This is a genomic window from Bradyrhizobium sp. USDA 4506 (assembly GCF_054058795.1).
Map to the genome: position 1 here is coordinate 5,003,582 of NZ_JBSSBM010000002.1, position 17,390 is coordinate 5,020,971.

Sequence of the window (17,390 nt, forward strand, 5' to 3'; positions counted from 1 at the left end):
GGGCGCAACCTAGAGCCGTGCCTGTTGGCATCAGGTTAAAGGGCAGCGCCCGGATTTCGATAGCAGGGGTTCTTAATGACTTTCGCATCACGCCTTGCCGCGGTCGCGTTTGCCGCGCTGATGTGCTGGAGCGCAGGGGCGTCCGCGCAGCAGGGCCCGCCACCGCAATATCCGCCGCCGCAGCGTGAACCGACCCCGTATACTTACGGGCCCGACGAATTGGTCAATGCCGGACACAAGTTCTTCGGCAATGTCTCGCGCGGACTCGCCTCGGTCATCGAGCGCGCGGTCAGCCAGTGGGGCCTGCCCAATGGTTATGTGCTCGGCGAGGAAGGCTCCGGCGCCTTCGTGGCCGGGCTGCGCTATGGCGAAGGCACGCTCTACACCAAGAACGCCGGCGACCTCAGGGTCTACTGGCAGGGTCCCTCGGTCGGCTTCGACTGGGGCGGCGACGGCGCGAGGACCATGACGCTGGTCTACAATCTGCCCTCGACCCAGGCGATCTATCAGCGCTTCGTCGGCATCGACGGCTCGGCCTATATCGTCGGCGGCTTCGGCATGACGGCGCTGACCGCCAACAACATCGTGCTAGTCCCGATTCGCTCGGGCATCGGCTTGCGGCTCGGCGCCAGCGTCGGCTATCTCAAATTCACCCCGCGCGCGACCTGGAACCCGTTCTAGAGCGTTTCCAGCCGAGCGGACGCCGGTTCGCATCAAGAAGACGCGTCAGGACAGAATCTGGAGCCTCGATCCGATTCAATCGGAACGAAGCGCGAGGTCGCAGCCCTGATCGGGTGATGAGGCCGGCGCTCCGGCACGGTTAGCAATTCAGGTTAACGCGGCAATCGGGCTGGCCTTTGGCTGGCCCGCCGTGGCATTGTGATTAACAAATTCCTTCTTTTCTTGGAGTGACCCTTCATGATCGAGCCGATCATGTACGCGGCGATCGGTTTCCTGATCTCGATGCTGTGCGGCCTGATGATCGTTCCGCTGGTGCACAACCGGGCGGTACGGCTGACCACGCGCCGCATGGAGGCGGCCACCCCGCTGTCGATGGCCGAGATCCAGGCCGACAAGGACCAGCTCCGCGCCGAATTCGCCATGTCGGCTCGCCGGCTCGAGATGAGCGTCGACCAGCTCAAGAGCAAGACCACGAGCCAGCTCGCCGAGCTCGGCAAGAAGACCGATGCGATCAACCGCATGAAGATCGAGCTCGGCGAGAAGAACGCCGCGATCTTCGCGCTGGAAGCGCGCGAAAAGGCGATGAAGGATCAGCTTCGCGCCACCGAGGAAGAGTTCTCGGCCAAGACCGAGCTGTTGCGCAACGCCGAGCAGGCGCTGACCGACAAGCAGGGCGAGCTCGGCAAGATCAACGCCGAGCTCAACGACCGCGCGATGACCGCCGACAGCCGCCAGGTCGAACTGGTCGCGGTGCGGACCCAGGTCGAGGAGCTGAAGAACCGGGTCGGCGATGCCGCCAGGGAATTCGCGGCAACCGAAGCCCGCCTCGCCCAGGAGCGCAACCAGTCGGAAACCGCGACGCGCGATCTCACCGACGCACGCGGCCGGGTCGAGAATCTGAGCCAACGCGTCACCGATCTCGACCGCCAGCTCGTCGCCCAGGTCAAGGAAGCCGAGATGCTCGGCAACCGGGTCAACGACCTCGAAACGCGGCTTGCGACCCAGGGCAAGCTGCTTGCCGAGCGCGAATTCGAGAACGGCCAGTTGAAGCAGGCCAACGCCGCCGCCGAGCGGACGGTGCAGGAGCTGCGCGAAGAGATCGCAGCAGTGGGCGGCGGCAAATCCTCTGCGCTCGACAAGCTGCGGCAGGAGAAGACTCAAGTCGAGGAGCAGCTGCGCACCGTCAGCGACGAGCGCGGCAAGCTCCAGCGCGACATCAACGCGATCCAGCAGCAGGCCGAGAGCTCCTGGGCGACCGAGCGGATGGAGAATGCGCTGCTGCGCGAGCGCATCAACGACATCGCCGCCGAGGTGGCCAAGCTCGCGATCCAGCTCGAGGGCCCGAATTCGGCGATCGAGGCCATGCTGGCGGCGGAGCCGACCGTGCCGGCCAAGGCGGCGGCCAAGCCCGCCAACGGCGCCTCACCGGGCAGCGGGATGCCCGAGGGCGGCGGCACGCTCGCCGAGCGCATCCGGGCGCTGCAGTCACACGCCTCCCGCGCCCGCCAGCAAGGGGCTTAATTCCCGCAGGGTTTGGCTTGACACCCCTACCCGGCACTTCGTAAATCGCACGCTCTGACGAAGCGCCGCACTCGACCGGCCGCCGACCAGCGGCCTTTGGCACGTCACATCCCGGACGCATAGCTCAGCGGGAGAGCGTTCCCTTCACACGGGAGAGGTCCAAGGTTCGATCCCTTGTGCGTCCACCATCCTGCCTCCTGAACTCTGCCAGGTGCGAACGATTGTCGACATTCTGCTGTCCTCCGGGACCGCCTCACAAAAATGTCGAAAACAACCCCATGCAAAGTAGCCGAGGCGAGCCGGATCAACGGGTTACGCCATTTCCGAATTTTGAATTAACTCGTCGCGCAAAACACCGGCAGGCCAGCGGCGCCGATCTCGGCGATGCGGCCCGGCATTCCGGCTCACTGCCGGCGGCGGTGCGGGGCGGGTGGCGGGTTGGCGGTGCGCCGGCTGAGCTCGCCGAGCAGGTCGCGAACCGCGCCGTCGAGTTCGTCGGGTGGCGGGATGGCATGAACGGCGTCCTGCGTGCCGGTCCGCCGATACCAGCCGGAGGCGGAGCTGTCGTCATTCGCGGCGCGAACCTGCGGCGCACGAATGTGAGCGCGCGGGGCGGATCGCCGCCGCCGGCGCGAGATCAGCTCGCGTGCGCCGTACCCCGAGATGAAACCGATCCCGGCGACGAGAGCGACAATCAGAAGCTCGAGCATCGTGTTGCCCCCAATCACCGTGCCGCAATGCAATATGCGCGACAATGCGGCGGCGGCTTGACCGGGCCGGTTCCTTTTCACTGTATCGAGCACAACCCTGCCCCTCGGAATCGTACGGGGTTTTGTTTGCAGGCCTCCTCGGCTACCTTCCCGGAACTCGCGGGGGCCGGAGTCTGGATGCGCAAGGGCAACGACTACATTTTGAAGCTGCGGCCTTGGTCGTTGTCGACATTCGTCGTCGCCCTGCTTGCGGTGGTGCTGGCCACCGCGACCCAGGAGATGTTCTCGAGCTTCGGCATGCAATTCTATTTCGCGGGCTTCGTGCCGGCGATCCTGATCGCCGGCCTGATGGGCGGCGCGCCCGCCGGCGCGTTTGCGACCATCATCACGGTACCGATCGTCTGGTGGGCGTTCATGCCGCCCTATTTCGAGTTCGGCTGGCCGACGGCCGGCGACTATGACAGCCTGGCGATGTTCCTGCTGTCGAGTGCGCTCTTGGTCTGTTTCTCGCAGCTCTATCGGGAAGCGCTGGCAATTCTGCGGAAGTAGCGGACGACCCAAGCCGCGACCCGGCCGCCGGCGATAGCGCACCGGTTGCCTTGTCGTGGATCGTTCGCTCTCAGATCCCGAACATCCAGATCGCGACGATGGTGGCCAGCGTTGCCACGCCGCTGATGGTCCAGCCCGCCGCGTAGAAGGTGTCCTCGGGGGCGGTGTCGAGCACCGTATTGGTGGTTTCCGTCATTGACCGCCAGCGCATGGCGTCTCTCCTCGGAACTCCTGCCCGGCCAGATAACGCGGCGCCCGGTTCCCGGTTCCGCGGCGGCCATGCCGTTCACGCAGAGCTCACGGACTGCTGATCGGCGCCGCGGAACCCTGCGACATTCTGTCCCGTTGAGGCTCGCCGGAAACCAACTTGGGAGAACATCCGATGCGAACACTGATCCTCGCCGCCACCGCCCTTGCCTTCGTCTCGTCCACCGCGCTCGCGCAGGACAAGGCGGGCGGCAGCCCGGCGCCCGCCGCGCAAAGCGGCGACACCGCGACCAAGGGCGAGGCGGCCAAGGCGCCGAAGAAGAAGGCGAAGAAGACCGCCAAGAAATCGAGCGCCAAGACCGGTGCCGCCGCGACCGGCGCTGCCGGGACCGGCAGCGATGCCGCCAAGCAATAAACAGAAACAATCGCGCTCGGTGATCCAACTGGCGACCACGGACTTGCCGAGCACGGACTTGTCGAGCACGGACTTGTCGAGCACGGACTTGTCGAGCACGGAAAAGGCCGCCCGAAGGCGGCCTTTTTACTGTCTCGGTGCGGATGTTGCCTCGGCCCGTCGCGTCGCAATCGAGTGCGCCGACCACCTCGGGCAGTGGAAAGTTGGGGCAGTGGAAGTTGGATCAGTGCAGGCTGGACCAGCGAGCGTTGGACCAGCGAATTCAGGTGCGGGAGGGGGAGCGAAAGAGTTGCGGAGCTGATAATCCGCACCGCCATCGGATCGTTCTGAAAATTGACCACCAGCTCCAGGAATTGCTCCACCTCCCGCACCTTCTGTTGTGCCGCGCGTGCAGGGGCGACGCATGATCCAAACGGGCTATCACTGCAAACGCGAGGAAAGATTCACCAATAGACTTAATGCGGAGCGCCATCGTCGCGCCTGTTCGCGAGCCCGCTCTCGCGTAGCCGCTCGGCAAACCAGAGCGAAGTCGCGCTATCGATGGCTCCGCCGGCATAGACCTCGGTAAAGCTCACCCCGCTTTGTCCGACGATCACCAGCACGCCCATCGCATAGGCAAACCAGACATTCGGATCGGTCAGCGCCTGCAGCTTGCGCTGATCGTGCTCGATCGGCTGGTGATTGCTGTCCTTGCGCAGTTCGATGGCCAGGAGATTGTTCGGGATGTCGCGCTGATGCACGACGATATCGGGATAGATCGACTTGCCGAGATGGTCGTCGGTCGAGCTCCCCGAGCCGCGCGGCAGCCGCAGCGTGCGCTCGCCGAGCCGGTCGTAGTTGCAATCGACCTGCCAGCCGGAAAATTGCCGCTCGACATAGACCGCCAGCCGGTGAGTGAGCGTTCGCTCGCCAAGATCGCGCTCCAGCAGGAACATCTCCTGCGCATAGAATTCCTCCACGGCGGCGATCACCTTGTTCAGCTCGGTCTGCATCGACGCCTCCGACTGGACTGGGCCGCCGCCGCGGCCTTTCAGCTACGCCTCTACATCTGCACTTCGATCAGCCGCGGTCCCGGCTCCGCGACGACTTCCGCGAGCGCCTTGTTGAACTCGTCGGCGGTCGTCACCGCCCTGCCCGGTACCCCCATGCCCCTGGCGAGTGCGACGAAGTCGAGCGTCGGCCGATCGATCTTCAGCATGTCCTGCGCCCGCTTGCCCGGCTCGCCGGCGCCGACGCCGTCGAACTCGCCGCGCAGGATCTGATAGATGCGGTTGGCGAACACGATGGTCACAACGTTGAGCCCTTCGCGCGCCTGGGTCCACAGCGACTGGATCGTGTACATCGCGCTGCCGTCACCGACCATGCAGATCACCTTGCGGTCCGGACAGGCGACCGCGGCGCCGGTTGCCACCGGCGTCGAGAAGCCGATCGAGCCGCCCATGTTCTGCAGCCAGTCATGCGGCGCGGCCGCTGCCGTCGGCGGGAAGAAGCCGCGGCCCGTGGTGACGGATTCGTCGACCATGATGGCGTTCTCGGGGATCGCGCACGCGATCGCCTGCGCGATCGTGGCGTGGTCGAGCGCACCGGTCGGCTTGACCAGTTCCTGCAATTGCTGAGGCTTCACGTCCTGCGCGGTCGCATGCAGCGCACCCGCGAGCGCCTCGAGCGCCGCAACCGAATTCTCGCCCCAGGCGGTCATGCGATGCACCTCGCAGCCTTCCGCCTTCAGCATGCTCGGCTTGTTCGGATAGGCGAAGAACGCCACGGGATCGTTGGCCTCGACCAACACGATGTGACGGAAATTTTTCAGGATCGGCAACGCCTGCTCGATCACATAGGGAATGCGGTTGATCGAGAAGCGGCCGCGGCCGCGCGCCATGCGCGGGTGATAGGTCTGGCCCATCACCGTGCAGCCGGTCTTGCCGGCGATGCGCTCGGCGAGCGCCAGCCCGTGCTCGGTCAGCGCGCTGCCGGTGACGAGCAGCAGCGTATGCGCGGCATCACCGTGCAGGATCTTCGCCGCGGTATCGACCGCCTGCGGCGAATAGCTCGGGCGCTGCGTGTCCACGGGCACCTCGGCGATGCCGTCGGCTTCGTTCCAGGCGGTGTCGGCCGGCAGGATCAGGGTTGCGATCTGCGGCGGCGCGCTCCTGGCGGCGGCGATCGCGGCCGCGCCGTCGGCCGCAACCGACTTGGCATCCGGCGAGGTGCGCACCCAGGACGACATCGGCCGCGCCAGGCCCTCGATGTCTGACGTCAGCGGCGCATTGTAGCCGATGTGGTAGGTGGCATGCTGACCGACGATGTTGACGATGCCGGAATGCGCCTTCTTGGCGTTGTGCAGATTGGCAAGGCCGTTGGCGAGGCCGGGCCCGAGATGCAGCAGCGTCGAGGCCGGCGTTCCCTTCATGCGGAAATAACCGTCGGCCGCACCGGTCACCACGCCTTCGAACAGACCGAGCACGCAGCGCATGCCCGGGACCTTGTCCAGCGCCGCGACGAAATGCATCTCCGAGGTGCCGGGATTGGTAAAGCAGACATCCACGCCGCCTGCGACCAATGTCCGCACCAGACTTTCCGCACCATTCATGCTCTCGCTCCCGTTTCGAGATGTTCTTGAGGTCGCTCAGAGCATGATCCGATCCGATCGAATCGGATCATGCTCGTATCCTTTTGTTTGGTCGCATTTTCTTCACGCGAACCGGTGGCCACTTCGCTTGAAAACGCTCCAGCTTTTGTTTGGTCGCGTTTTCTTGACGCGAACCGGTACCCACTTCGCTTGAAAACGCTCCAGATCAACCATTCTTCAGCCGCTTCGTCAAAGGCTTGGCCGGACAATGCAGGTATCGCTTCCGATCTGTTGCCTTTTTAAACCGTGTTGTTCGAAAATGCCTGAGGTCACGGCTTCGTCGCTTGCGAAACGCCGGTAATTGTGGCCTCTCTGACTGCATATTTGATTGTTCGCGAGGACGACGACCATGCGCCCGATTGCCTTGATGTTTGCCGCGCTCACGATCCTGGCAGGTGCCGGCCAGGCCAACGCCCAGTTCTTCGACTCCCGCGGCTATCAGTCCGAAGCCCCGAGCTTCTTCGGCGGCGGCGGCGCAAGCCCGATCCCGCGCACCACCGTCAACTACCCGACCAACTACGCCCCCGGCACCGTCGTGGTGAACACCGCCGAGCGCCGGCTCTATCTGGTGCTGGCGAACGGGCAGGCGCTGCGCTACGGCATCGGCGTCGGCCGCGACGGCTTCCGCTGGAGCGGTGTCCACCGCATCTCCGCAAAGAAGGAATGGCCGTCGTGGACGCCGCCGTCGCAGATGCTGCGCCGCCGCCCCGATCTGCCGCGCCACATGAACGGCGGCATCGAGAACCCGCTCGGCGCGCGCGCGATGTATCTCGGCTCGACGCTCTACCGCATCCACGGCTCGAACGAGCCGGAGACGATCGGCCAGGCCGTCTCGTCGGGCTGCTTCCGCATGACCAACGACGACGTCACCGATCTCTATGGTCGGGTCTCGGTCGGCACCACCGTGGTGGTGAAGAACAACTGATCGCGTCGATTTCAACGGAACCAGGCGCCGCCATTCGGCAAGATCGCTGATCCCGCCGCCTTGATCCCTCCTTGCGCTGCCGCAAGCCTTGCGGCAGCGTTGTCACAATGCCCCAGCACCGTCCTTCCATCCTCGTCCTTCTCGCCGCAACGCTCGCCGCTTGCCTCGCTGATGCCGCGCTGCCCGCGGCCGCCACCGAGGTACCGGCGATCGCCGCGCGCCAGCGCAACGAGAAGAAGGTCTTCACCGACGCCGAGATCGTCGAGGGCTTTCTGAAAACCGCGTTCGGTGCCGAATATCATCTCGCCGGGCGGGTCGACCGCATCCGCAAGTATGACAGTCCGGTGCGCGTGTTCGCCGACGGCAGCCGCGCCGACCGCAAGGCCCAGCTCGCCAGGGTCGTCGCCGACATCCGCAGCAAGGTGCAGCATCTCGACATCGCGATGACCGAGAACAACGAAGCGGCCAATGTCGTGGTCAAGCTGGTGCGCGACCGCGAGCTGTACCGCACGATCGCGACCTTCTACGGCCAGGAGCGCGCCAGGGAGATCCGCTCCTCGCTCGACCCGCAATGCCTGTCCGGCTTCCGCAAGAACGAGAACTACGAGATCGAGCATTCCGACGTGATCCTCACCGTCGACAACGGCGATTTCGTCTTCCTCGACTGCGCCTATGAGGAGCTGTTGCAGTCGCTCGGCCCGATCAACGACACCGCCACCGTGCCGTGGACCATGTTCAACGACAACGTCTCGATGGGCTATTTCGACCTCTACGACCAATATCTGCTCAACCTGCTCTACGACCCCCGCATCAAGCCCGGCATGACCGTGCAGGAGGTCAAGGCCGTGCTGCCCGCCGTCCTCGCCGACGTCCGCGCCTGGGTGGCGAAGGTGAACCATCTGGAGTGAGGGTGGGCGATGAGCGCAGGCGCTCGCGACACATACCGCCGTCGTCCAGGCGCAGGCCGGGACCCATACTCCGCGGCAGATGTTGTTGACGGGACTCGTCGTTCCAGCGGTGCATAACAATCAACATTTGTGGTTATGGGTCCCTGCTCCCGTGCGCAATTGCGCACTAGGCAGGGACGACATCGAGTGTGTTGCGCGAGTGAGGGAGCCGCCCGTGGACGGGTCCCACCTCCCCGCTTGACCTTGCCCCTGCGGCCGCCTCCATAGAGGCGCGGTCAGACGACGCGAGGTGATTCGATGAATGCTGCTGCCGCCCGTTTCCTCAGCCCGTCCGAAGCTGCAAGACAGCTCGGCATCTCCGCGAAAGCGTTGCGCCTGTACGAGGAGCGCGGCCTGATCGCGCCCGGCCGCACGCCGGCGGGATGGCGCGCCTATGGTCCGGCCGAGATGGCGCGCGGCGCCGAGATCGTCGAGCTGCGCGCGCTCGGCCTCAGCATCGGTGAAGTCGCGCGCATCCTGAACGGCGACGCCGTCATCCTTGGCCGCGTGCTGGCCGCGCACGAGGCCATGCTCGAAGCGCGCATCCGCCAATGCGGCGACAGCATCGCCAAACTGCGCCGCCTGCGCGCCGACCTTGGCGGCGGCAGGATGCCCGCGACCGGTGACATCATCGGTGCGGTCCGGACGCGGCCGGCGATCGGCGTCGCGTTCGATCTGCCGTGGCCGTGGGGCGGCGAGCGCTTCGAGCTGCGCGACATCAAACGGCTGAACTACATCGTCGGCCCGCTCGGCAGCGGCAAGACGCGCCTTGCGCAACGGCTCGCCGAAGCCGTGCCCGGCGCCAGCTTCGTCGGGCTGGACCGCGCGGCCGACGGCGGCGCGGCCGTGCGGGCGCGCCTCGATGCCGATCCGGCGCACGACGCCAGGGTCGCGGCGAGCCTTGCCACCCTGCTGGCCGACGGCGCCGTGGACTCGCCGGCGCTGACCGCCCTGCTCGCGGCGCTCGAGGCCGGCGACGACGCGATCCTCGTGATCGACATGCTCGAGCAAGGGCTCGATGCGGCGAGCCAGGAAGCCGTCATCGCGCATCTGCGCCGCCGCGGACCCGAGGCCCGGCCGCTGTTCTTCCTCACTCGCTCCAACGCGATCCTGGATCTCGACGCGGTCGGCGACGATGAAGCGATCATCCTGTGCCCCGCCAATCACAGCCGGCCGATCTGCGTTACGCCCGTCCCTGGCGCGGCGGGCTATGAAGCGGTCGCGACCTGCCTTGCTTCGCCCGAGGTCCGCGCGCGCACCGAAGGCACGATCGCGTGGCGGCCGTCCTGACTTCTCGCATTGGTTGTATTATAATCGTATGACAATGCACGACGCAGGTCGGATGCGCGCAAAAAAAGTGTGCTATAAGCACGTGCGATGATCGAGCTTCCCCGTACCCAGGCCTTGCGTTGCTTCATCACGGTTGCCCGTGAGGGCACGGTATCGCGCGCAGCGGCGATGCTGAAACTGACCCAGCCCGCGGTCAGCCTGCAGCTGAAGGCACTCGAGGAAAGCACCGGGCTGCAGCTGTTCAACCGCACACCTGCCGGATTCACCCTGACCGAGGCCGGCGCCGCGCTGCTGCCGCTGGCGCACCGGGCGGTCGCGGCCGCCTCCGATTTCAAGGCGATGGCGGACTCGCTGAACGAGGCACAGCGCGGCACGCTGCGCGTCGGCACCATCCTCGACCCCGAATTCACCCGGCTCGGACCGTTCGTGCGCAGCCTTGCGATGTCCTCTCAGCGCACCGAAGTCTTCCTGCGCCATGGCGTGAGCGACGACGTGCTGGCGCAGATCGGCCGCGGCGAACTCGACGTCGGCTACTATGTCGACGCCACGCCACAGGACCAGCTCGTCCATCACAGCTTCACCGAACGGACCATCGTCGACGGCCGCTACCAGCTCGCCCCGCTGCTTTGCTACGATTACCGGGTGATCGCACCGATCGCCTGGCGCGACCGGGTGATGGGCAAGGGCTGGGCCGAGCTCGCCGAGCTGCCCTGGCTCGCGACACCGCCGCACTCCGGCCACCGGCGGCTGCTCGACGACATCTTCCGCCCGCTCGGCGCATTGCCGAAGCGGATCGGCTACACCGACCAGGAAGAGGCGATGATCGACTTCGTCGAGTCCGGCCTCTGCCTCAGCCTCGCACGCGAAAACGTGTTGGCGCCGCGGATGGCGCGGCCGCATCAGTTCGTGGTCGTCGACAAGGTGAAGCTGACCTGCGATCTCTCCTTCGCCAGCCTCGCCGCCCGCCGCCAGGAGCCGGTGATCGCCCATGCCTTCGCAAGCGTGCGCGCGGTATGGAATATCAAGCCGGCGATCGCCGGCGCCGGGCCAACGCGGACGCGGAAGGTCGCGAAGAACGTGTAAGCGGGCTTCTGTTCCCTACTTCAACGCAAGGGTGCTGCAGTACGCGGCGACTTCACCGCTTCCCCAACCGTTATTCAGTCCGATTTCCGTGCACTGATTGTAGCTCTTGAAGGGCACGCCGGCGGATCGGCAGATCGTCGTGAGGCGATGACCTAGGCCGCGACGACCAACGGTCTCGTCATCGCCGCCATCGTGGGCACCAGCGACGGCGCTTCACAATCCTGCAGAGCGAGCTCGTTGACCAGCTCGCGCAGCCTTGGCGGCAGATCGGCGTAATCGCCGCGCAGGGCATAGCGCAGCCGTTCGCCAATCTCTTCGCAGATGGCGCGCGCGTGCTCGGACGCAATCGGATGAGGCTCAATCATGGACGTGGACCGCTGGCGATGACTGCGCGCCGTCCCACTGCACTTCCGCAACCACGGATCCCGCATGTGCACATGCGATCAAGACGAGGATCCGAACAATGCTGAACATGGTTCGTACTCCCTTTTCCTGTCCTTCAATAACAGCAGGTCGTTGCCGCCCGATTAGGGAAACTGGTTCTCACGGCCTTTAAGGGATTGGTAAACGCGAGGTTGAGGACGGGCGGATCCCGCTCAAGAGCTCCGGACGATGTCGGCCTCGCCATCCCCGTTCCCCGTTTCGGCACCCCGACCGATCAGGGCAGAACTCGAGCAGGCGCAGACCCTGCCCGCGCCGCCCAATGTCCCCAATCAGGGGGACAGACGGATCGGGCGAAATCAATATGATGCGCGACCGGACGGCGGTCGGCTATCATCGGCCGCAGATAAAAAGAACCTGCTGGGAGGAATTGCAATGAAGCTGGCCATGGCCGGACTGTTGACATTTGCGAGCGCGATCCTGATCGCGCCGGGCGCGCGTGCCGACATCAAGGTCGGCGTCGTGGTGTCCGGATCCGGACCGGGCTCGGCGCTCGGCCAGCCGCAGATGCGCACCATCGCCGCGCTGCCGAAGGAGATCGGCGGCGAGAAGGTGACCTATATCACGCTCGACGACGAGTCCGACCCGACCAAGGGCACGCAGAATGCCCGGCGCCTCGTGATCCAGGACGGCGTCGATATCCTGATCGGCTCCTCGCTCACCCCGGTGACTATGCCGATGCTCGACGTCGCCGTGGAGAGCAAGACGCCGATCATCTCGCTCGCGGCGGCGACCGCGATCGTGCAGCCGATGGACGACCGCCGCCGCTGGGCGTTCAAGGTGGTGCCCAATGACGACCTGATGGCGGCGGCGATCCTGAAATACATCGCCAAGTCCGGCATCAAGACGCTCGGCTATATCGGCGTCTCCGACGGCTATGGCGAAGGCTATTACAAGGAGGTGTCGCGGCTCGCCCCGCAGCTCGGCCTCACCGTGACGACGCATGAGGTCTATGCGCGGGCCGACACCAGCGCGATGGGCCAGGCGCTCAAGGTGATCGCGACCAATCCGGAAGCGGTGTTCATCGCCTCCGCCGGCACGCCCGCCGTACTGCCGCAGGAGGCGCTGCGCAGCCGCGGCTATGCCGGCAAGATCTTCCAGACCCATGGCGTGGCCTCGGAGGAGTTCATCAAGCTCGGCGGCGCCAATGTCGAGGGCGCGATCTTCACCGGCGAAGCCTTCACCATCGCCGACGATCTGCCGGCGAACGATCCGTTCCGCCAGGTGCGTGACGAGTTCGTGTCGTCCTACGAGAAGGCCAACGGGCAGAAGCCGAACATCTTCGGCGCGCATCTGTGGGACGCCGTCACGCTGTTCAAGCGGGCGGCGGCGAATGCGCTGAAGACCGCAAAGCCCGGCACGGCGGAATTCCGCGCCGCGCTGCGCGACGAGCTCGAGCGCGGCAAGGACGTCTACCTGAACAACGGCCTCTCGACCATGAGCCCGACCGATCACAACGGCTATGACGAGCGTTCGGCGTTCTTGATCAAGGTCGAGGGCGGCAAGTTCCGGCTGGTGAAGTAGAGAGCGACCGTCGGCGGCTGCGCCGTCACACCTTGCCGGCGCCGCTGCAGATGCCCTTCAGCGCCTGCCATTCGGCCGATGACAGCAGCGGCGGACCATCGGGGCGGCTGGCGGCATCGGCCTTGTCCATGCGCGCGAGGCGGTCCTCGGTCAAGGGATGGCTGGAGACGAGCGAGAGCCCCTTGCCGCCCTCCTTGCCGGTGACGCGGAACATCAGCTCGCCCATCGGCTTGGCCGGACGGCCGAGCTTGTGCATGGTCTCGATCGCGAAGCTGTCCGCGTTGGTCTCGGCGTCGCGCGAATAGGACGACGTCACCAGCGAGCGCGAGGCGAAGATCAGCGCGCCGGAGCCGGTGACATCGCCGAACAACAGCCCGATCAGGAACGAGGTGCCGCCGTTGTGGATCAATTCGCGCATGCTGTCGCGGTGCCGGAGATGACCGAGCTCATGCGCCAGGACGCCGGCGATCTCGTCGGGGTTCTCGGCTTTCTCCAGCAGCCCGTCGAACAGATAGACCTTGCCGCCGGGCAGCGCGAAGGCGTTCGGCACCGATGTCGCCAGCACGCCCGACTGCACCGATGTGTCGAAGCCCGCGGACTGCCGCAACTTGCCGACCAGCTTCGCGAAGGCCGCCTGGCCGGCCGGGTTGCTGCAGGGCTTGCCGTCGAACAGCACCTTGACCTGCGCCTCCGCGACATCGCCGATGCGACGCTCGAACGAGTCGGGCACCAGCGGCGTCAGCCGCTCGGCGGCCAGCGGCACGCCGAACAGCACCACCAGCACGATCGACACCGCGGCCGCGAGCGACCAGCCGACGATCGCGGCGACGCCCCTGCGGTTCGGCAGCCCTTCCTCGAGCGTATCGCAGCGCGCGACCAGCGCGGCGATCAGCCCGGCGTCGCGGATGTCGAGCCGCGCCAAAGGCGGTGCGGTCAGGCAGCTCAGCCGCAACAGGCCGGACGGGCTGTCGGCGCGGCGGATGTCGTGAAACACCCAGCGCGCGAGCAGTGCGCCGTCTTCGCGGATCTCCAGTGCGTCGGACAGTCTGAGTGCGACGATGCGCCGCCGGTTCGACAGGCCGTCGAAGAAGACGCCGCCGGGAGCCGGCGCCGCGGAATTGGTCTGACCGGAATCGGATTCCATGGAGCTAGAAGCCCCCGACGTCGAGGCCGTCGGCAAAGCCTTCGCCGAGCGCGTTGGCGAGCTCGCCGCGCGCGGTGACGTTGGCGGCCGCGCCGATGTTGTGCACGATGGTCGAGGACAGCACCCGGACCCAGAGATCGCGCATCAGATAAACGCGCAACACCACGTTCAGCGCCAGCGCAAAGGCGAGGTAGCCGATGCCGAGCAGCACGATCAGCGGAATGCTCTTGGCGAACGCCTCGGTCCTGAAGAAGTCCGCGATCGAGGAGCCGTCCATGCTGGCGACCAGCAAGGTGCAGAGCGCGAGATAGGCCACGAACACCACGCCGAGCAGCATGACCCAGCCGATCACCTTCCAGTACAGGCCGATCAGCGCGCCGCGGCGGAGCGTGGACTCCAGCCTCACTTCGCCGAAACGGATTCCCGACAGCCACCAGCGCCACTCGACCGCCTTGAACGCGGCATAGGCGAACGGGGCGAAGATCGTGCTGTAGAGCGCGAACGGCATCAGGACCCAGAGCCACCAGCCCCGCTTGAAGAACTCCCAGCCGCGGCCGTCGAACGAGCCTTGAAGGTCGCCGTAATAGGAGTGCCGCATCTTGTAGCGTTCGAGCGCCGCCTCGCGCCACGGCAGCGCGAGGCCGAGCGTGATCACGACCAGCACGCCCCAGAGCGAAGCCTTGAGCGCATAGACCCAGCCCGAGCCGCTCATCCAGAAGCGGACGCCGCGCCACACCGTGCGGGTCAGGCGGTAACGCCGCGCGCGATAGATCGCGAACTGGCCGAACAAATAGAAGAAGGCGACCAGCGGCAGCGAGGCGAACGCCTTGAGATGCTCCGCCTCGATGCCGATCAGGAAATAGCCGAGATAGATCGGCACCAGGATCGCGAGCGCGACCAGGAAGCCGATCAGGAGCTCCTTGCCGCGGCCGGTATATTCCGGCGCGTCGCCATCGATCTGGCTGTTCGACCACAGATGACGGCGGATGTCGGTGGTGAGCCAGAACCGGTAGAAGCCGACCGTGACCAGTTCGAGCCCGGCGCCGCGCGCAACCAGGCGGAAGAATTCCTTCCGGTTCCCTGAAAACGCCACCGGCATCGGCGGCGGGGCCGGTTGCGGAGGCGGCTGCGGCGGACCCAGCGGGGTCCAGCTCATGTCGTTCACGGGATGGCTCCTGGCGGGACAATCTCTGGGTATCAAAAGCACAGATTTGTCGTCGCGAGTGTGATCCAGGTTTCACACAAGGTCGAGATCGCCGGCCGATTTTTGGCGGGATGCGGTTGGCCATGCCTTAACGGCAATGCCGGAAAGCGCGCAGTCCTCGATCGACCGCCGGCGTCGAACCCCCGGGCGGCAATGACATACTTAACGATCAGGCGATGGAGGCGAAGACGCCGCCGCAAAGCGAGGAAACCGCAGCGATGACCAGATGGATCCTGTCGGCATGCCTCCTGGCGCTCACGGCAGCTCCGGCCGCTGCCGTCGACGTGCGGCTGGATTCCTATCGCAATCCAAAGAGTGAGAATTTCCGCATCTTCAATCACATGTACCTCGACGGCGTCAGGGGCGGCCTGATGGCGTCCAATGCCTGGCTGAAACGGCATGGCGGCCAATTGTTGTTCTGCATGCCCGACGACCTCGCACTGAGCAGCGAGCAGACCGAAGAGATCATGCTCAAGTCCGCCGACAAGCGCTCGGCGAAAGGTGAGATGGTGATCGCTCTCCTGCTGCTGTGGGGGATGCAGGACACCTACCCCTGCGAAAAGCCCGCCGGCGAGAAAACCGGCAGTCAATAAACGGCACCCGCACCGTTCGCACGCCGCCCCCCGACCCAATCAAACGCCGTTTCAAACGGGCGTGGTCGCGGCCGCGGCCCCTTCCCCACCGGAAAAGCCCGGATTCGGCCGCTTTGGCCTGACATCAATGCGGCCAAATGCGCGTCGAGAGCCCTTGCGCAAACCGCGGAATGAGAATGTAATTCGGTAAAACATGCCGCGCCGGCCATGCCCCGGCAGCTCAAACGGTTGAGGAGCCGCTCATGCACGGGACCATCGATCTCGTCGACAACACGAATCTGGACGCCGCACGCGAACGCGCCAACTCGCTTGCGCTTTCGGACTACGATCCCGGCAATCCCGAGTTGTTCAAGACCGATACCTTCTGGCCGTATTTCGACCGGCTGCGCCGCGAGGACCCGGTGCACTACTGCAAGGACTCGATGTTCGGTCCGTACTGGTCGATCACCCGCTACAACGACATCATGGACATCGAGACCAACCACTCGGTGTTCTCCTCGGCCGCCTCGCTCGGCGGCATCACCATCCGCGACGTACCGCCGGATCTGCGCCGCGAAAGCTTCATCGCGATGGACCAGCCGCGCCATTCCGCGCAGCGCAAGACCGTGGCGCCGATGTTCACGCCGACGCACCTCGACGAGCTCGCCACCAACATCCGCAAGCGCTCGACCGAGTGCCTCGACAATCTGCCGCGCGGCGAGGTGTTCGACTGGGTCGACAAGGTCTCGATCGAGCTCACGACCCAGATGCTCGCGGTGCTGTTCGACTTCCCCTGGGAAGACCGCCGCAAGCTGACGCGCTGGTCCGACGTCGCGACCACCCTGCCCGGCGCCGGCGGCCTCGTCGCCACCGAAGACGAGCGGCAGGCCGAACTGATGGAATGCGCGAGCTATTTCGCAAGGCTGTGGAAGGAGCGCGCGAGCCAGCCGCCGAAGAGCGATCTGCTCTCGATGATGGCGCACAGCGACGCCACGCGGAACATGGACCCGAAGAACTTCCTCGGCAATCTGATCCTGCTGATCGTCGGCGGCAACGACACCACGCGCAACACGCTGTCCGGCAGCATCTATGCGCTGAGCAAGCATCCGGAGCAGTACCGCAAGCTGCGGGAGAACCCGGCGCTGATCGACAGCTTCGTGCCCGAGGTGATCCGCTGGCAGACGCCGCTCGCCCATATGCGGCGCACCGCGCTCGCCGACTACGAGTTCCGCGGACGCCAGATCAAGGAGGGCGACAAGGTGGTGATGTGGTACGTCTCGGGCAACCGCGACGAGGAAGCGATCGAGAAGCCCTACGAGTTCCTGATCGACCGCGCCCGGCCGCGCACCCATATCTCGTTCGGCTTCGGCATCCACCGCTGCGTCGGCCTGCGGCTTGCCGAGTTGCAGCTCAAGATCATCTGGGAGGAGATCCTCAAGCGCTTCGACACCATCGAGGTGGTGGAGGAGCCGCAGCGGGTGTATTCCAGCTTCATCAAGGGCTACGAGACGCTGCCAGTGCGCATCGCCGCCTGACGCGTCGCGAGCC

Annotated in this window: 18 protein-coding genes and 1 tRNA gene; 12 read left to right on the top strand and 7 right to left on the bottom strand. The window is 65.7% G+C overall.

Annotated features, from left to right (window positions below):
- Positions 1-75: 75 nt before the first annotated feature.
- From ACVIHF_RS25915 to ACVIHF_RS25925, 3 genes are all read left to right on the top strand, one after another.
- Positions 76-681: a DUF1134 domain-containing protein gene (locus ACVIHF_RS25915; RefSeq protein ID WP_016843676.1), complete on the top strand. Its 606-nt coding sequence runs from the start codon at positions 76-78 to the stop codon at positions 679-681.
- A 237-nt stretch (positions 682-918) separates the two neighbouring features.
- The gene (locus tag ACVIHF_RS25920) at positions 919-2,202 is read left to right on the top strand and encodes a hypothetical protein (protein ID WP_456792743.1); all 1,284 of its coding nucleotides are present in this window, start codon (positions 919-921) and stop codon (positions 2,200-2,202) included.
- A gap of 113 nt (positions 2,203-2,315) precedes the next feature.
- Positions 2,316-2,390, top strand: a tRNA-Val gene (locus ACVIHF_RS25925).
- 216 nt (positions 2,391-2,606) lie between these two features.
- Here ACVIHF_RS25925 and ACVIHF_RS25930 read toward each other — a convergent pair.
- Positions 2,607-2,912 carry a hypothetical protein gene (locus ACVIHF_RS25930; protein WP_456792744.1) on the bottom strand — a complete coding sequence of 102 codons (306 nt, stop codon included), beginning with the start codon at positions 2,910-2,912 and terminating at the stop codon, positions 2,607-2,609.
- Between the two features lie 177 nt (positions 2,913-3,089).
- Here ACVIHF_RS25930 and ACVIHF_RS25935 point away from each other — a divergent pair, with 177 nt between their 5' ends.
- Positions 3,090-3,461 (top strand): DUF4118 domain-containing protein, encoded by a 372-nt coding sequence (locus ACVIHF_RS25935; RefSeq protein WP_057019306.1) that lies wholly within the window; start codon positions 3,090-3,092, stop codon positions 3,459-3,461.
- A gap of 70 nt (positions 3,462-3,531) precedes the next feature.
- Here the strand turns inward: ACVIHF_RS25935 and ACVIHF_RS25940 are convergent, their stop codons facing one another.
- Complete coding sequence (locus tag ACVIHF_RS25940) at positions 3,532-3,672, bottom strand: hypothetical protein (protein ID WP_168858519.1); 141 nt, start codon at positions 3,670-3,672, stop codon at positions 3,532-3,534.
- A gap of 171 nt (positions 3,673-3,843) precedes the next feature.
- Here ACVIHF_RS25940 and ACVIHF_RS25945 point away from each other — a divergent pair, with 171 nt between their 5' ends.
- Complete coding sequence (locus ACVIHF_RS25945; protein WP_225160571.1) at positions 3,844-4,083, top strand: hypothetical protein; 240 nt, start codon at positions 3,844-3,846, stop codon at positions 4,081-4,083.
- Between the two features lie 455 nt (positions 4,084-4,538).
- Here the strand turns inward: ACVIHF_RS25945 and ACVIHF_RS25950 are convergent, their stop codons facing one another.
- Both ACVIHF_RS25950 and ACVIHF_RS25955 read right to left on the bottom strand, forming a co-directional pair.
- Positions 4,539-5,075, bottom strand: coding sequence for a hypothetical protein (locus ACVIHF_RS25950; protein ID WP_168858521.1), 537 nt, complete (start codon positions 5,073-5,075; stop codon positions 4,539-4,541).
- 50 nt (positions 5,076-5,125) lie between these two features.
- Positions 5,126-6,673: an acetolactate synthase large subunit gene (locus tag ACVIHF_RS25955; RefSeq protein ID WP_456792745.1), complete on the bottom strand. Its 1,548-nt coding sequence runs from the start codon at positions 6,671-6,673 to the stop codon at positions 5,126-5,128.
- 388 nt (positions 6,674-7,061) lie between these two features.
- Here ACVIHF_RS25955 and ACVIHF_RS25960 point away from each other — a divergent pair, with 388 nt between their 5' ends.
- The 4 genes from ACVIHF_RS25960 (at position 7,062) to ACVIHF_RS25975 (ending at position 10,957) form a co-directional block, all read left to right on the top strand.
- On the top strand, positions 7,062-7,637 hold the full coding sequence (locus tag ACVIHF_RS25960) for a L,D-transpeptidase (protein WP_310880174.1): 576 nt from the start codon (positions 7,062-7,064) through the stop codon (positions 7,635-7,637).
- Positions 7,638-7,744: 107 nt separating this feature from the next.
- Positions 7,745-8,545 (top strand): DUF2927 domain-containing protein, encoded by an 801-nt coding sequence (locus tag ACVIHF_RS25965; protein WP_253607297.1) that lies wholly within the window; start codon positions 7,745-7,747, stop codon positions 8,543-8,545.
- 297 nt (positions 8,546-8,842) lie between these two features.
- Positions 8,843-9,874: a MerR family transcriptional regulator gene (locus ACVIHF_RS25970; protein ID WP_256558659.1), complete on the top strand. Its 1,032-nt coding sequence runs from the start codon at positions 8,843-8,845 to the stop codon at positions 9,872-9,874.
- Positions 9,875-9,961: 87 nt separating this feature from the next.
- Positions 9,962-10,957 carry a LysR family transcriptional regulator gene (locus ACVIHF_RS25975; RefSeq protein WP_253607295.1) on the top strand — a complete coding sequence of 332 codons (996 nt, stop codon included), beginning with the start codon at positions 9,962-9,964 and terminating at the stop codon, positions 10,955-10,957.
- Positions 10,958-11,109: 152 nt separating this feature from the next.
- Here ACVIHF_RS25975 and ACVIHF_RS25980 read toward each other — a convergent pair whose 3' ends face one another.
- Positions 11,110-11,322, bottom strand: coding sequence for a hypothetical protein (locus tag ACVIHF_RS25980; RefSeq protein WP_310880175.1), 213 nt, complete (start codon positions 11,320-11,322; stop codon positions 11,110-11,112).
- Positions 11,323-11,773: 451 nt separating this feature from the next.
- Here ACVIHF_RS25980 and ACVIHF_RS25985 point away from each other — a divergent pair, with 451 nt between their 5' ends.
- The gene (locus ACVIHF_RS25985) at positions 11,774-12,922 is read left to right on the top strand and encodes an ABC transporter substrate-binding protein (RefSeq protein ID WP_456792746.1); all 1,149 of its coding nucleotides are present in this window, start codon (positions 11,774-11,776) and stop codon (positions 12,920-12,922) included.
- 25 nt (positions 12,923-12,947) lie between these two features.
- Here ACVIHF_RS25985 and ACVIHF_RS25990 read toward each other — a convergent pair whose 3' ends face one another.
- Together ACVIHF_RS25990 and ACVIHF_RS25995 are read right to left on the bottom strand one after the other, a co-directional pair.
- Positions 12,948-14,066 carry a M48 family metallopeptidase gene (locus ACVIHF_RS25990; protein ID WP_310880176.1) on the bottom strand — a complete coding sequence of 373 codons (1,119 nt, stop codon included), beginning with the start codon at positions 14,064-14,066 and terminating at the stop codon, positions 12,948-12,950.
- A 4-nt stretch (positions 14,067-14,070) separates the two neighbouring features.
- The gene (locus ACVIHF_RS25995; protein WP_310880306.1) at positions 14,071-15,222 is read right to left on the bottom strand and encodes a DUF898 family protein; all 1,152 of its coding nucleotides are present in this window, start codon (positions 15,220-15,222) and stop codon (positions 14,071-14,073) included.
- 266 nt (positions 15,223-15,488) lie between these two features.
- On the opposite strand from ACVIHF_RS25995, the gene ACVIHF_RS26000 reads away from it, so the two are divergent.
- Positions 15,489-15,863 (top strand): hypothetical protein, encoded by a 375-nt coding sequence (locus tag ACVIHF_RS26000; RefSeq protein ID WP_225160563.1) that lies wholly within the window; start codon positions 15,489-15,491, stop codon positions 15,861-15,863.
- Between the two features lie 242 nt (positions 15,864-16,105).
- On the top strand, positions 16,106-17,377 hold the full coding sequence (locus tag ACVIHF_RS26005; protein WP_456792747.1) for a cytochrome P450: 1,272 nt from the start codon (positions 16,106-16,108) through the stop codon (positions 17,375-17,377).
- The last annotated feature ends 13 nt before the right edge of the window (positions 17,378-17,390 follow it).